Origin of the sequence: Rhizobium sp. AG207R (genome assembly GCF_027109195.1) — a bacterium.
Lineage (GTDB): Bacteria > Pseudomonadota > Alphaproteobacteria > Rhizobiales > Rhizobiaceae > Rhizobium > Rhizobium dioscoreae.
The window spans coordinates 102,816-116,655 of record NZ_JAEPVT010000012.1 but is presented as its reverse complement, the minus strand read 5'-3'; the positions used below and the strand labels follow the sequence as shown (position 1 = coordinate 116,655).

Sequence of the window (13,840 nt, the reverse complement as noted above, 5' to 3'; positions counted from 1 at the left end):
TGGACAACCCGCAAGGGTTCCGAGATACCCCATGATGCTCAGGTCCGCCGCATCTCCTGGGTCGTGGGGTCGGTCGGCTGGCAGGCAGAAAGATAACGGTTCCTCGTGCCGTTTTGCAGGCTAGCCGGCCCCCAATTTTAAAACGCCGCTCTTCGTTCGTCGAAGGCGGCGTTTTTCTTTTCTACCGACACGGCAGGCCATTGCTCCACGCGGGAGTTTTCTAACTGACGTCGCAAAATCGGACAACGATCGAGACGATACCGCCAAAACAAAAAAAGGCGCCAACCCGAGGGTTTAGCACCTTTTTGTAACCTAAAGTTTAGGAAACTTACTTGATCTTCGTTTCCTTGAACTCGACATGCTTCTTAGCAATCGGGTCGTACTTCGTCTTCGTCATCTTGTCCGTCATCGTACGGCTGTTCTTCGTCGTGACGTAGAAGAAACCGGTGTCGGCCGTCGACAGCAGCTTGATCTTGATGGTGGTAGCCTTGGCCATGGTCGTCCTGCCTTTAATAAAAATGAACGCCGTGGACGGCCAGTGCGGAGGTCCACGGCGAATTCTGGCGCGAAAATACAAATCGCGCCCGAAAAGTCAACCTCTGTTGCCCATGAAAAGCAGGCGTATCCCCGAAAGCAGGACATAAAGGCCGAAGAAAAAGGCCACAGCCCAGGCAAAGCCGCTCGGATTGGCGAGATCCATGGCGGTACCGATCGTCGGCGGCCCTAGAACCATGCCGACGGCGTAACAGAAGACGAAGGCCGCGTTGGCCGCCACCAGATCGACGCCGGTCAGCCGCGTGCCCAGATGGCTGAGCCCGACCGTATACATGCCGGAAACGCAGCCTCCCCAGAAGAGCAGGATGATCGCGAGAATGATCCAGTTCGATGCTAGGGAGGGCAGCAGAAGCGCTCCGACAAGCCCGATCGTGGCCATGATCGACAGCAACGGCCGCTTGTCGCGCATGCGGTCAGCAAGCAGGCCGAGTGGAATCTGGAAGACGAAATTGCCGACGCCCATGACGGTCAGCAGCAGTGCGGCCTGTGATTCGTTGAAGCCGAGACGTGTCGCATAGCTGGTGAAGAGCGAGCCGCCGCCGACGGTGACCGCGCCGAACACGAAGACTGCGGCTGTCGCCGTTGGCACCAGGAAGATGTAGCGGACGAAGTGCAGCTCCGGCTTCTCGTCGACGATCGGGCTCTCGTTGCGGGCGATGAAGATCGGGATGGCAGCAGCCAGAATGATGCAGGCGCCGATGATGAAGGGCATCAAGCCTTCGCTGCCGACAACGGAAAAGAGCAGGGGGCCGGCCGCAAAACCGAGCGAGAACACGGTGGAGTAAAGCCCGAGCACGAAGCCGCGCTTCGAAGGTGGCGATGCAGCATTGATCCAGAATTCCGACAGGATGAACAGCGTCGTCGTCGCCCCATGAAAGACGATGCGCAGCGGAAACCACAGCAGCAGATTTTCCGCATAATAGAAGCCGAGCGAGCTCAGTGCCGACAGGAAGACGGCCCAGATCATCGTCTGTACGACGCCGAAGCGGTGCGCGAGCTTGGTCGTGACGACCGCTGCCAGCATCGAAGCGACGCCCATCATCGCAGTATTGAGCCCGATCAGACTTGAGGGAACGCCGCGTTTTTCAAGAATGATACTCAGAAGCGGCAGGCCAAGGCCGATGGCGATGCCGACGGCGGATACGGACGCTATGGCTGCGACGAGCGAGGGCCAGTGAATTTCTTCGACATGGCCGGCCTTGTCGTTCGTCGGTTCAAGCATAAACTGATTCCTGGAGCATGAGACGGTCGAATCGATCCGGACGCGGAACATAGAAAGGCACGGCTCGGCCAAATTCAGGTGACGGGTCGGCTTTCATGAGATCGGTCAAACCCTCCGGAATGGTCCCCTTGACGCGGGGCATGTTCAGACAAGAAATGTTGCCGATGTCAAGCCGTTGCTGATTAACGAGCTCGCGCGAATGGCGAATATTGGTCGAATCGACGACGATTCCCGATAGAAGAGTGCGATGTGGCAAGACAACTTCGGCCATGAGCGCTGGCCGGCTGCGGGGACGGGCACCTATCGTCACGAACGATCGTTCCCCTGATCCCATTCCTCCGGGCTGTCATCATGGCCGCCGAAGCCATGCATGCGCAGCGCCCATTGCAGGCCGATGACGCCACCCTTAATCGGCTGGATGATGGCAAGCGCCGCGATAATGGTGATCGGTGCCCAGATGGCGAGATGCGCCCAGAGCGGCAGCTTGAAGGTCATATCAGTCAGCATGTAGCCGCCGACGATGATGTGGCCGAGAACGAGGATCACCAGATAGGGCGGCAGGTCGTCGGCGCGCTGGTGGGAAATATCTTCGTCGCAGACCGCGCAACGGTCGACAGGCTTCAGGAAAGCGCGAAAGAGCTTGCCGGTGCCGCAGCGCGGGCAGCGGTTCAGCATGCCGCGGGAAATCGACCGTCCGAGCGGACGTTCGCTCTCGTCTGAACCGCCGAAGCGGATGGGAGAGTCGGATGGGCTGCCCGTCATGAATACGCTTCCTCCGTGCCGGCAGCCACCTTTTATCTACGGCCGCGCGGCGGTCTCGTGCCTGGCGCCTTGCGGGCCTGGCTCTTGTTGCGGCGGGTCGCCTTGTGGAAGGAGCGCACCGCCGTCGGCATAGGCTTGCCGTCGCTCAGCATTTCGAAGCGCAGGGCTCCGGCAAGCGGCACGGCTTCCGCCAGTCTCACCGTCACATCGTCGCCGAGACGATAGCCGAGCCCTGTCCTTTCACCCGTCAGCGCCTGATGCGCCTCGTCATAAATGAAGTAATCAGTGCCGAGCGTAGATATAGGGATGAAACCGTCGGCGCCATAGTCCGGCAGGGTGACAAAAAGTCCCGACTTGGTGACGCCGCCGACCCGGGCCTCAAATTCCGCACCGACACGGCCGGCGAGATGATGAGCAATCAGCCGGTCCACGGTCTCGCGCTCGGCGGCCATGGCACGGCGCTCGAAGGTCGAGATCTCAGCTGCGATATCGTCGAGCGACGCCTCTTCGTCCGGCGTGATCGCACCTTCGCCGAGGCCGAGCGAGCCGACGAGCGCGCGATGCACGATCAAGTCGGCATAGCGGCGGATCGGCGAGGTGAAGTGGGCGTATTTCATCAGGTTCAGGCCGAAATGCCCGATATTGTCGGGGCTGTAGATCGCCTGGCTCTGCGAGCGCAGCACCATCTCGTTGACCATGGTTTGATGCGCCGTACCCTCGGCTTTCGCCAAGATGCCGTTGAAACTGTTGGCGCGCACGTTGCCGCCCTTGGCAAGCGATATGCCGAGGGTGGCGAGGAATTCGCGCAGCACCTCCTGCTTGGCGAGCGTCGGGCCATCGTGGATACGATAGATCAGTACCTGCTTCCGCTTTTCCAGCGTCTCGGCAGCGGCGACATTCGCCTGGATCATCATCTCTTCGATGAGCTTGTGCGCATCGAGGCGCGGCGGCACGAAGACGCGATCGACGGTGCCGTCCGGCTTCAACAGGATCTTGCGCTCGGGCATGTCGAGCTCGAGCGGCTGGCGCCGGTCACGGCCCTTTTTAAGAATGTTGTAGGCGTGCCAGAGCGGCTTCAGGATCGGGTCCAGCATCGGACCGGTCTTGTCGTCGGGCTTGCCATCGATTGCCGCCTGCGCCTGCTGATAGGAAAGCTTGGCCGCGCTCTTCATCATGATGCGATGGAAGGTATGGCCGGCCTTGCGGCCTTCCTTGGAGAAGATCATTCGAACCGCGAGGGCAGGGCGGTCGACGCCTTCCTTAAGCGAGCAAAGATCATTGGAGATGCGCTCGGGCAGCATCGGCACGACACGATCGGGGAAGTAGACCGAATTGCCCCGCTTCAGCGCCTCGCGGTCGAGCGGCGAGTTCGGACGCACATACCAGGAGACGTCGGCGATGGCGACGGTGACGATCACGCCGTCCGGATTGTCGGGCGAGGGATCCATTTCGGCGTAGACAGCGTCGTCATGGTCCTTGGCGTCGGCCGGGTCGATTGTTATCAGCGGCAGGCTGCGCCAATCCTCGCGATGGGACATGGTGGCCGGCTTTGCGGCATCGGCCTCCGTGATCACGGCGGCGGGGAAGACATGTGGAATTCCGTGCGCATGAATGGCGATCATCGAGATCGCCTTTTCCGAGGCGACGGAGCCGATGACCGACAGAACCTTGGCGCGCTGCAGGCCGAAGCGGCCGAGACGCGCCACTTCGACTTCGACCAGGTCGCCGTCTTTGGCGCCGCCGGTATAATCCGGGTCGATCACCATCTCCTCGCCGCGCCGTTCGATCGGCATCAGGCGGCCGCCGCCGCCAGGCGTTTCGCGGAAGACGCCCATGGAGGCGCCCTGCCGCTTGTCGATGACCTTGATGATGCGAGCCGTATAGGCTGGGCCGCCGCGATCGACGGCTGAGAAGATCTTCGCAAGAATGCGGTCGCCCATGCCGGCGACCGGCGCCTTGCCCTTGCCGTTGCGGCCGGCCGGCGAGGAAGACTGCTTGATCAACACGGCAGGCGCGACGCCATTTTCCTCAGCCCATTCGGCGGGACGGCCGATCAGCATGCCATCCTTGTCGCGCGTTGTGATGTCGAGCACGGCGATCGGTGGCAGCGCGCCGGGGCGGATGAGCGACTTGCGGCTCTTCTGCACCATGCCTTCTTCTTCGAGCTCTCGCAAAAGGTCCTTCAGCGCGACGCGGCTCTCACCCTTCAGGCCGAAGGCTTTGGCAAGCTCGCGCTTGGACGCCTGCTGCGGATGATCAGCGATAAAGCGCAGGATGACCTCGCGCGGCGGCAGAACGCCGTGCATGATGGCCATCATCGGCTCTGCACTCTCGCCCCGCTTGATCGCGCGACCAGACTTGCCGGGGCGTCGCTCCGACGATGAAATCCTGCCGCGCGGTTCTCTGCTCACTCTGCACTCTTCTTTTTCGCTGCCGTCTTGGCCGCAGGCTTCTTTGCGGCAGCCTTCGGCTTGGCGGTCGTTTTCGTCGCTTTTGCGCCGGCTGCCGCGGTCTTTGCCTTGGCAGGCGCCTTCTTGATGGTGCCGCCGCTCTTACCCGCCTTGGCAGCGATCAGAGCCAGAGCTTCCTCGACCGTGATCGCCTGCGGATCCGTGCCTTTCGGCAGCGTCGCATTGACCTTGCCCCAGTTGACATAGGGGCCGTACTTGCCGTCGCGAACGGTGATCGCGCCGCCCCCATCCGGATGTTCGCCCAGTTCCTTCAGTGCTGCCGGTGTGCCGCCGCGTGCCTTGCCGCCAGCTGCCTTGCTCTGCTTTTCGGCAATCAGCGTCACCGCGCGGTTGAGACCGACGGTGAAGACATCCTCGACGCTTTCGAGGTTGGCATAGCTGCCGTCATGCAGAAGGAAAGGCCCGTAGCGGCCGATGCCGGAAGAGATCATCTTGCCGGTTTCCGGATGCTTGCCGATATCGCGTGGCAGCGAGATCAGCGCCATCGCCTTCTCATAATCGATATCCTCGGGCTTCCAGCCGCGCGGCAGGGAGGCGCGCTTGGCGTCCTTGCCGTCGCCGCGCTGGATATAGGGACCGAAGCGGCCCGAACGCAGCGTCAGCTCTTCACCGGTCACCGGATCGGCGCCGAGAGCCTTCGGCTCGTTTAGTCCGTTGGATTCGGCTTCCGCGCCGCCTTCCGACGAAAGCTGGCGGGTATAATTGCATTCCGGATAGTTCGAGCAGCCGACGAAGGCGCCGTATTTGCCGAGTTTCAGCGAGAGATTGCCCGTGCCGCACACCTGGCAGATGCGCGGATCGCTGCCATCCTCGCGCTTCGGGAAGACAAGCGGCGCCAGCGCATCGTTCAGTGCATCGAGCACATTGGTGACGCGTAGTTCCTTGGTGTCCTCGATCTGGGCAAAGAAATCACGCCAGAAGTCGCGCAGCACGTCCTTCCAATTCAGCTCGCCAGCGGAGATGCGGTCGAGCTTCTCTTCGAGATCGGCCGTGAAATCATACTCCACATACTTGGTGAAGAAGCTTTCGAGGAAAGCCGTCACCAGCCGTCCCTTGGCCTGCGGCACCAGCTTGCGCTTGTCGATGGTCACATAATCGCGGTCACGCAGCGTTGCGAGCGTTGCCGCATAGGTGGAGGGGCGGCCGATGCCGAGCTCTTCCATCTTCTTGATCAGCGATGCTTCCGAATAGCGCGGCGGCGGTTCGGTGAAATGCTGGGTCGAGTTGATCTTCTGCTTGGCGAGGTTTTCGCGGGCATTGATTTCCGGCAGACGACCGCCTTCTTCGCTGTCGTCGCTCTGCTCGCCATCTTCCTTCTGATCGGTATAGGCGGCGATGAAGCCGTCGAAACGAATGACGGAGCCGACGGCGCGCAGGCCGGCCTTCTTGCCGGCGTTATCGGCCAGGATCTCGACGGTCGTGCGCTCGATTTCGGCCGAAGCCATCTGGCTGGCGATGCCGCGCTTCCAGATCAGGTCATAGAGCTTCAGCTGGTCGTCATCGAGGAATTTGCGGATGCGATCCGGCACGCGGTCGAAATCGGTCGGGCGGATCGCTTCGTGCGCTTCCTGGGCGTTTTTCGCCTTGGTGGAATAGAAGCGCGCCTTTTCCGGCAGGTAGCGGTCGCCGAACTGATTGGCGATGGCGCGGCGTGCCGCATCGATCGCTTCCGGGGCCATCTGCACGCCGTCGGTACGCATATAGGTGATGAGACCGACGGTCTCTCCGCCGATATCGACGCCCTCATAGAGCTTTTGCGCCACCTGCATGGTGCGCGAGGCCGAGAAACCGAGCTTCGAGGAGGCGGCCTGCTGCAGCGTAGAAGTGGTAAATGGCGGGCTGGGGTTGCGCTTGACCGGCTTTGCCTCGACCGTGTCGACGACATAAGAGGCGCCTTCGAGCAGGGCCTTTAGCTTGCCGGCCTCTTCGCCGTTGCCGATCGCGCGCGGCTGCAGGCGCTTGCCGTCGGCGGAGACCAGACGCGCTTCAAACTCGTCGCCGCGTGGCGTCTTCAGGATCGCCGAGAGGTTCCAGTATTCTTCCGAGATGAAGCGTTCGATCTCCGACTCGCGATCGCAGACGAGGCGAAGGGCGACGGACTGTACGCGACCAGCCGAACGGGCGCCTGGCAACTTGCGCCACAGGACCGGAGATAGATTGAAGCCGACGAGATAGTCGAGGGCGCGGCGGGCGAGATAGGCGTCCACCAGCGGCACGTCGATGTCGCGCGGCTCGGCCATGGCGTCGAGCACCGCCTTCTTGGTGATGGCATTGAAGACGACGCGCTTCACCGGCTTGCCGTTGATGACACGCTTCTTGTTCAGCACGTCGAGTACATGCCAGGAAATGGCTTCACCCTCGCGATCCGGGTCGGTCGCGAGAATCAGGCCGTCGGAGGTTTTCAGCGCATCGGCGATGTCCTTGATGCGCTTTTGTGAGGCGCCATCGACTTCCCACAGCATTTCGAAATCCTGATCCGGCAGCACCGAACCGTCTTTAGCGGGCAGGTCGCGCACATGGCCGAAGGATGCAAGAACCTTATATCCGGGTCCCAGATATTTATTGATTGTCTTGGCCTTGGCAGGCGATTCCACCACTACAACGTTCATCATCAAGTCTCTGAATACGAGGTCGCGCCGGTATAAGACGCGGGAGATACCGGGTTTTTCCGTCTTCCCGGCCTTCCGACATGGACAGGGAAATCGTCGCGGTCAAGAGGCTACTGCATAATTCCTTAAATCGGAATCGATTGAAGGCTAAAATTATGCAGCACCTTTAACGTGTTACAGCGACCTTTGCGCGTCATATCTGACGCGCGGCACTGTAATGCGATTTTTGCGCTTGCGCGACGATGCGATGCTCAGAATCGGTATGCCCGTCACAGTTTTCAATCCAGCATGGAGATCGACACAAGTCCGCCGGGGTGGCGATGCAGCCGTCCGGCCATGTCGAGTTCGAGAAGAACGGAGTGAACGGCCGATATCGATAAGCCGGTGTGGCGGACGATATCGTCGATTTCGACCGGCGTCGGCCCGAGTGTTTCGACGATATGGTCGCGCTCGGCGTCATCGGGCGGCGCGGCGAGCGGTCCGCTTCTTTCAACGGGCGGCGCGGCGGGGCGCGGGCGAAAGAGGTCCGGCTCGGCGAGCGGTCGCAACGCCTCAACGATATCGTCCGGTGACGCGACGATCATCGCGCCGTCTTTCAGCAGGCCGTTCGTCCCTTCGCAGCGTGGATCGAGCGGCGAGCCGGGAACGGCAAAGACAAGCCTGCCGAATTCTCCGGCCAGACGTGCTGTTATCAGCGAGCCGGATCGGGTTGCCGCCTCGACAACAACGACACCGAGTGAAATGCCTGATATCAGGCGGTTGCGGCGCGGAAAATCGCGCGCCCGAGGCTCCCAGCCGAACGGCATCTCGCTCACGGCAAGTCCGTTACCGTCCCAGATATCGTTGAGCAGGCCGATATTCTCGGGTGGATAAGGCTGGTCCAGCCCGCCCGCCATAGCGGCGATCGTGCCCGTTGAGAGGCTCGCGCGATGGGCTGCCGTATCGATGCCGCGCGCGAGCCCGGAAACCACTGCATAGCCTGCTTCACCGCAGATGCGCGCGATGATGGCGGTGAATTTCGCGCCGCTGACTGAGGCGTTGCGGGAGCCGACCATGCCGATAGCCGGCTTGGTAGCTACAGACATGTTGCCTTTGACGGCCAGCAGCGGTGGAGCGCCATCGATCTCGCGAAGGGCAGGGGGATAGTCCGGTTCACCGATGCCGACGAAGCGCGCTCCGAAACGATGCGCCGCTTCCAGTTCTCGCAATGCATCCCGTTCGTCGGCGATACGGACGCTGCGCGTCGAGCCACCGCGTTGCGAAAGCTCCGGCAGCATGGCTAGCGCAGCTTCGGCGGAACCATAGTGATTGATGAGGTCACGAAAGGTGGACGGACCGACATTGTCGGAGCGGATGAGCCTGAGCCAGGCGATCCTCTGTTTTTCGGTCAGCGCAACTCCTGTCCGTCTTGCGCTGCCAGTATCCATTATCCCTTTGCTCCGATCTTGCCTTCCGTTCCCGCAGTCAGCCGAGCAATGTTTGCCCTATGCTTATACCAGGAGATGACGGTCATCAGCGCCATGACAGCGGCGATCTTGTCGACGCCCAATATCCACAATACAACCGGGATGACAAGAGTTGCAACCAGTGCGGAAAGTGAGGAATAGCGCGTGGTAAAGGCGATCGCCAGCCAGACGATGGCGAAAATCAAAGCCATCAGCGGCGCGAGGCCGAGCAAGATGCCGAGGTAGGTGGCGACACCCTTGCCGCCCTTGAAGCCGATCCAGACCGGGAAGATGTGGCCGATGAAGGCGGCGAAGCCGGCGAGCACACCGGCATCCTCGCCGAAGAAATGCACGGCGATCAGGACGGCCGCCGTACCTTTGAAGGCATCGAGCAGTAGGGTCGCGGCTGCAAGCCCCTTGTTGCCAGTGCGCAGCACATTGGTTGCGCCGATATTGCCCGAACCAATATTGCGCACATCGCCGAGACCGGCCATTCGGGTCAGCAACAGGCCGAAGGGGATGGAGCCGAGCAGATAGCCGATGACGAGGGCGGCAAGCGCGGTCTGCAGGGTAAGCTGCCAAGTCCAGAAATCAGCCATCGCGTCTTATTCTCCGTAAACCCTGGCGCTTGCCTTAGAGACTGTGAACCAGCTTGCCGGCGACATAGGTTGCAACCGCCCGGCCGCTCATTCTCGCATCCTCGAAGGGCGTATTCTTCGAGCGCGACAAAAGCATGTCTTTTGCGACAAGCCAAGGCTCGTCGAGATCGACAAGAGCGATATCGGCCTTTGCGCCGGGCTTCAGCGTGCCGGCGGGAAGTCCGAAGATCTGCGCCGGTCGCGTGGAGAGCGCATCGACGAGCCGCATCAGGCTGACCTGACCGCTGTGATAGAGCCGGAGCGCTGCCGGAAGCAGGGTTTCCAGCCCAACCGCACCGTCTTCCGCTTCTCCGAACGGCAAGCGTTTCGTATCGACGTCCTGCGGATCATGCGAGGAGACGATGATGTCGATCGTGCCGTCCGCCAACGCCTCGATCATGCCCGTGCGGTCATCCTCGGAGCGTAGCGGCGGGTAGAGCTTGAAGAAGGTCCGGTACTCGCCGATGTCATTCTCGTTGAGGGCGAGATTGTTGATCGAGATGCCGCAGGTGACCTTGGCGCCGCGCGAGCGGGCGAGACGGATCGCCTCTGCTGATTCCGGCACCGAGATCATAGCAGCGTGGTAATGGCTGCGCGTCAGCGTCGCGATGCGAAGGTCGCGTTCCAGCGGAATCAGTTCGGCTTCTTTCGGGATGCCCGAGAGCCCGAGCCAGCTTGCCAGCAGGCCCTCATGCATGACGCCGTTGGCGCCGAGATATTTATCGCGCGTCTCGCAGGAAATGACAGCGCCGAATTCGCGCGCATAGGTCATGATGCGGCGCAGGACCTGACTGTCGTGGACGCTGGAATGGGCGTCGGTGAACACGACGGCTCCCGCTTCCCGCAGCAGGCCGATTTCCGTCATCTCCTCGCCGGCAAGCCCCTTGGTAAGGGCCGCTGCCGGATAGACATTGACGACGGCCGTGTCGCGCGCCGTCTTCCGGACGAATTCGACCAGGGCGATATCGTCGATGACCGGATCTGTGTCCGGCATCATGATGAAGGAGGTGACGCCACCGGCTGCCGCTGCACGGCTGGCGGAGGCAATTGTTTCGCGATGCTCGCCGCCGGGTTCGCCGACATGCACACGCGCGTCGACGAGGCCAGGAATGGCGATGAGGCCATTGCAATCGCGAACGGTCGCGCCTTTGGGAATGCCGTGGTTCTTCGCATCCTTGCCTGAGGCAACGATCACGCCGTCTTCGACGACGATCGTGCCGACCTCGTCGAGATCGCGCGAGGGGTCGATGATCCGGACGTTCTGGAGGACGATCGAGTTGCTCATGCGCCCACTCCCTCGGTGCGAGGTCCCTGGTTCTGTGAAACGAGCAGGGTCTCCATCACAGCCATGCGCACAGCGACGCCCATCTCGACCTGTTCGGCGATGACGCTTTGCGGGCCGTCGGCCACCTCAGAGGCGATTTCCACTCCGCGGTTCATCGGACCTGGATGCATGACGAGTGCATCCTCCTTGGCGACCTTGAGCGTCTCGGCGTCGAGGCCGTAGAAGTGATAATATTCGCGCACCGAAGGCACGAAGGCGCCCGACATGCGCTCGCGCTGCAGACGCAGCATCATGACGACGTCGGCATCCTTCAGCCCTTCTTTCATCGAATGGAAGACCTCGACGCCCATGTCGGCAATGCCGGCCGGCAGCAGCGTGGCGGGTGCGACGACACGGACGCGCGCACCCATGGCGTTGAGAAGGAGGATGTTCGAGCGGGCCACACGCGAATGCAGCACGTCGCCGCAGATGGCGACGATGATGCGCGAGAGCTTGCCCTTGGCGCGGCGGATGGTCAGTGCGTCGAGCAGGGCCTGGGTCGGATGCTCATGCTGGCCGTCGCCGGCGTTGACGACGGAGCAGGACACCTTTTGCGCCAGAAGTGCGGCGGCGCCTGCGCTGGAGTGGCGGATGACAAGCACATCAGGCCGCATCGCATTCAGCGTCATCGCCGTATCGATCAGCGTCTCGCCTTTTTTGACCGAAGAATTGCCGACCGACATGTTCATCACATCGGCGCCGAGCCGTTTGCCGGCCAGTTCGAAAGAGGATTGCGTGCGCGTCGATGCTTCGAAGAAGAGATTGATCTGCGTCAGGCCGCGAAGCGTCGACGTCTTTTTCTCGCGCTGGCGGCTGATCTTGACCGCCTCGTCGGCCTTGTCGAGAAGATAGGTGATATCCTGCTCGGTGAGGCCCTTGATGCCGATGAGGTGGCGGTGGGGAAAGAAGACCATGAACCTGCCCTCTGGATTTCGTCAGGCGGTCTATAAAGAGGGAGCGCCGATGGGGCAAGCGGCGGCGTGCGCCGAGGCTGCGTGTTCCCCATGCAATTTCGCCCGAATCCCGCTACAGGAGCTATGCCGGTGGGAGACGTAACTTCCGGTTTCCCTTTCCAACCCACTTGCTCTACAAGCGATTCATGACCCAACCGACCCGGACTGACGACCCCTTTGCCGACCTGAACCAGCCGAGCCTCTGGACCGGCATCAATGCCTATCGTTCCGATCCGCTGATCGTCGATCTCACCTCCGGCCTGCCGCGTTCGATCCGGGAAGAGCTGGAGCAGCACGGTCGTTTCGTCACTTCGCACGAGGCGCAGGAACTGGCGCGCATGGCAAACCAGGGCACGCCGCAGCTGCGCACCCATGGGCCGCGTGGCGAGCGTCTGGACGTCGTGGAATTCCATCCGGCCTGGCACGCGCTGATGCGCCGCTCCATGGCGATGGGCCTGCATTCCTCGATCTGGGATGCGCAGGCCGATCCCGAGGCGAAGGGCCAGTCCCACAAGCTGCGCGCGGCCCGTTTCTATCTGACTGCGCAGCTTGAGTGCGGTCATCTCTGCCCCCTTACGATGACCAGCGCCTCGGTCGCCGCCATGATGGCATCGCCGGCGGTGCAGAAGGATTGGGCGCCGAAGATCCTGTCGCGCAAGTACGATTCGTCCAACAAGCCCGCCATGCAGAAGAGCGCCGTCACCATCGGCATGGGCATGACGGAAAAGCAGGGCGGCACGGATGTGCGCGCCAACAAGACAAGTGCCGACAAGGTCAGCGAAGGCATCTATAGGCTTTCGGGTCACAAGTGGTTCATGTCGGCGCCGATGAGCGATGCCTTCATTATGCTCGCCCAGACCAAGGAGGGCATGGGCTGCTTCCTGGTGCCGCGGCTGCTGGAGGATGGCTCCGCCAACGGCCTGCATTTCCAGAGGCTGAAGGACAAGCTCGGCAACCGCTCGAATGCCTCGTCGGAAGTCGAGTTTACCGACACGTTCGGCTTCCTGCTCGGCGCGCCCGATGCGGGCATCCGCACGATCCTGGATATGGTGACGCTGACGCGGCTCGATTGCGCTCTGGCCTCTGCAGGTATCATGCGTGCCTCGCTCGCCGAAGCCGTGCACCATGCGCGCGGTCGCAGTGTCTTCGGTAAGATGCTGGTCAATCAGCCGATCATGACGCGCGTGCTCGCCGATATGGCACTTGATGTCGCCGCAGCAACCGCGCTCGCCTTCCGCCTGGCCGAGGCCTTCGACAAGGCAAGCGGCAGCAGCGAAGATGCCGCCTATGCGCGCGTCATGACGCCGGTTGCCAAATACTGGTGCTGCAAGATCGCGCCGGCGCTGATCTACGAAGCCATGGAGTGCATCGGCGGTAGCGGCTACATCGAGGAGCGCCCGATCGCCCGCCATTACCGTGAAGCCCCGGTCAACGCGATCTGGGAAGGCTCCGGCAATGTCATGGCGCTCGATGTCTTGCGCGTGTTGAACCGGGGCAGGGACCTGTTCGAGACTGTCTTTGCCGGTCTCTCCCGCGATCTCGGCCCCGCCGGCAAGAAGACCATCGATGTCCTGCGCGCCGCCATGGCGCTATGCGAGCAGGATGAGGGCGCTGCCCGCCTGCTGGTCGAGCAGATGGCGCTCGCGGCCGGTGCCGCCGAGCTTTATCGCCTCGGAGCCGGCAAGATCGCCGATGCCTTCATCGAGACGCGTCTCGCCGGTGGCTGGCGTGCGACCTATGGCATGCTCGATTCACGCTTCGATGCCAGCTACATTGTCGATCTGCTGTATCCGCCAGCGACATAAAACCATGCTGTCGGCTGCGTAGCCAGTATCCTTGATTGATGCGATACCAGTATTTA

The 13,840-nt window shown here is 61.9% G+C and carries 11 protein-coding genes; 1 reads left to right on the top strand and 10 read right to left on the bottom strand.

What is annotated here, in order from left to right; genetic code table 11:
* Positions 1–328: 328 nt before the first annotated feature.
* The 10 genes from rpmG to JJQ51_RS26190 form a co-directional block, all read right to left on the bottom strand.
* Positions 329–496, bottom strand: a complete 168-nt coding sequence (gene rpmG / locus JJQ51_RS26235) for a 50S ribosomal protein L33 (protein WP_003587245.1) — start codon at positions 494–496, stop codon at positions 329–331.
* A gap of 96 nt (positions 497–592) precedes the next feature.
* Complete coding sequence (locus tag JJQ51_RS26230) at positions 593–1,777, bottom strand: MFS transporter (RefSeq protein WP_069614950.1); 1,185 nt, start codon at positions 1,775–1,777, stop codon at positions 593–595.
* The gene (locus tag JJQ51_RS26225) at positions 1,770–2,048 is read right to left on the bottom strand and encodes a hypothetical protein (RefSeq protein ID WP_113328959.1); all 279 of its coding nucleotides are present in this window, start codon (positions 2,046–2,048) and stop codon (positions 1,770–1,772) included. The genes JJQ51_RS26230 and JJQ51_RS26225 overlap by 8 nt, the downstream gene beginning before the upstream one ends.
* Positions 2,049–2,083: 35 nt before the next feature.
* Positions 2,084–2,539: a DUF983 domain-containing protein gene (locus JJQ51_RS26220; RefSeq protein WP_113328958.1), complete on the bottom strand. Its 456-nt coding sequence runs from the start codon at positions 2,537–2,539 to the stop codon at positions 2,084–2,086.
* 32 nt (positions 2,540–2,571) lie between these two features.
* Positions 2,572–4,950 (bottom strand): ribonuclease R, encoded by a 2,379-nt coding sequence (gene rnr, locus JJQ51_RS26215; RefSeq protein ID WP_113351562.1) that lies wholly within the window; start codon positions 4,948–4,950, stop codon positions 2,572–2,574.
* The gene (topA, locus tag JJQ51_RS26210; protein ID WP_113351593.1) at positions 4,947–7,619 is read right to left on the bottom strand and encodes a type I DNA topoisomerase; all 2,673 of its coding nucleotides are present in this window, start codon (positions 7,617–7,619) and stop codon (positions 4,947–4,949) included. The genes rnr and topA overlap by 4 nt, the downstream gene beginning before the upstream one ends.
* Positions 7,620–7,897: 278 nt before the next feature.
* Positions 7,898–9,046: a DNA-processing protein DprA gene (gene dprA, locus JJQ51_RS26205; protein WP_113351561.1), complete on the bottom strand. Its 1,149-nt coding sequence runs from the start codon at positions 9,044–9,046 to the stop codon at positions 7,898–7,900.
* A complete protein-coding gene (plsY, locus tag JJQ51_RS26200) occupies positions 9,046–9,663 on the bottom strand; it encodes a glycerol-3-phosphate 1-O-acyltransferase PlsY (protein WP_113351560.1) in 618 nt (205 codons plus the stop codon). Before plsY ends, dprA begins: the two co-directional genes overlap by 1 nt.
* Before the next feature lie 34 nt (positions 9,664–9,697).
* Positions 9,698–10,987, bottom strand: coding sequence for a dihydroorotase (locus JJQ51_RS26195; protein ID WP_113351559.1), 1,290 nt, complete (start codon positions 10,985–10,987; stop codon positions 9,698–9,700).
* Entirely contained in the window at positions 10,984–11,940 is a 957-nt protein-coding gene (locus tag JJQ51_RS26190; RefSeq protein WP_113351558.1) for an aspartate carbamoyltransferase catalytic subunit, read from the bottom strand. The genes JJQ51_RS26195 and JJQ51_RS26190 overlap by 4 nt, the downstream gene beginning before the upstream one ends.
* Positions 11,941–12,125: 185 nt before the next feature.
* Here JJQ51_RS26190 and JJQ51_RS26185 point away from each other — a divergent pair, with 185 nt between their 5' ends.
* Complete coding sequence (locus JJQ51_RS26185; protein WP_113351592.1) at positions 12,126–13,784, top strand: acyl-CoA dehydrogenase family protein; 1,659 nt, start codon at positions 12,126–12,128, stop codon at positions 13,782–13,784.
* Positions 13,785–13,840: the final 56 nt, after the last annotated feature.

What these genes read in the sequence shown, in the direction of transcription:
- JJQ51_RS26190 (WP_113351558.1), bottom strand. Translation starts at nt 11,940, where the DNA reads ATGGTCTTCTTTCCCCACCGCCACCTCATCGGCATCAAGGGCCTCACC.
- topA (WP_113351593.1), bottom strand. Translation starts at nt 7,619, where the DNA reads ATGAACGTTGTAGTGGTGGAATCGCCTGCCAAGGCCAAGACAATCAAT.
- dprA (WP_113351561.1), bottom strand. Translation starts at nt 9,046, where the DNA reads ATGGATACTGGCAGCGCAAGACGGACAGGAGTTGCGCTGACCGAAAAA.
- plsY (WP_113351560.1), bottom strand. Translation starts at nt 9,663, where the DNA reads ATGGCTGATTTCTGGACTTGGCAGCTTACCCTGCAGACCGCGCTTGCC.
- JJQ51_RS26225 (WP_113328959.1), bottom strand. Translation starts at nt 2,048, where the DNA reads ATGGCCGAAGTTGTCTTGCCACATCGCACTCTTCTATCGGGAATCGTC.
- JJQ51_RS26185 (WP_113351592.1), top strand. Translation starts at nt 12,126, where the DNA reads ATGACCCAACCGACCCGGACTGACGACCCCTTTGCCGACCTGAACCAG.
- JJQ51_RS26230 (WP_069614950.1), bottom strand. Translation starts at nt 1,777, where the DNA reads ATGCTTGAACCGACGAACGACAAGGCCGGCCATGTCGAAGAAATTCAC.
- rpmG (WP_003587245.1), bottom strand. Translation starts at nt 496, where the DNA reads ATGGCCAAGGCTACCACCATCAAGATCAAGCTGCTGTCGACGGCCGAC.
- JJQ51_RS26195 (WP_113351559.1), bottom strand. Translation starts at nt 10,987, where the DNA reads ATGAGCAACTCGATCGTCCTCCAGAACGTCCGGATCATCGACCCCTCG.
- JJQ51_RS26220 (WP_113328958.1), bottom strand. Translation starts at nt 2,539, where the DNA reads ATGACGGGCAGCCCATCCGACTCTCCCATCCGCTTCGGCGGTTCAGAC.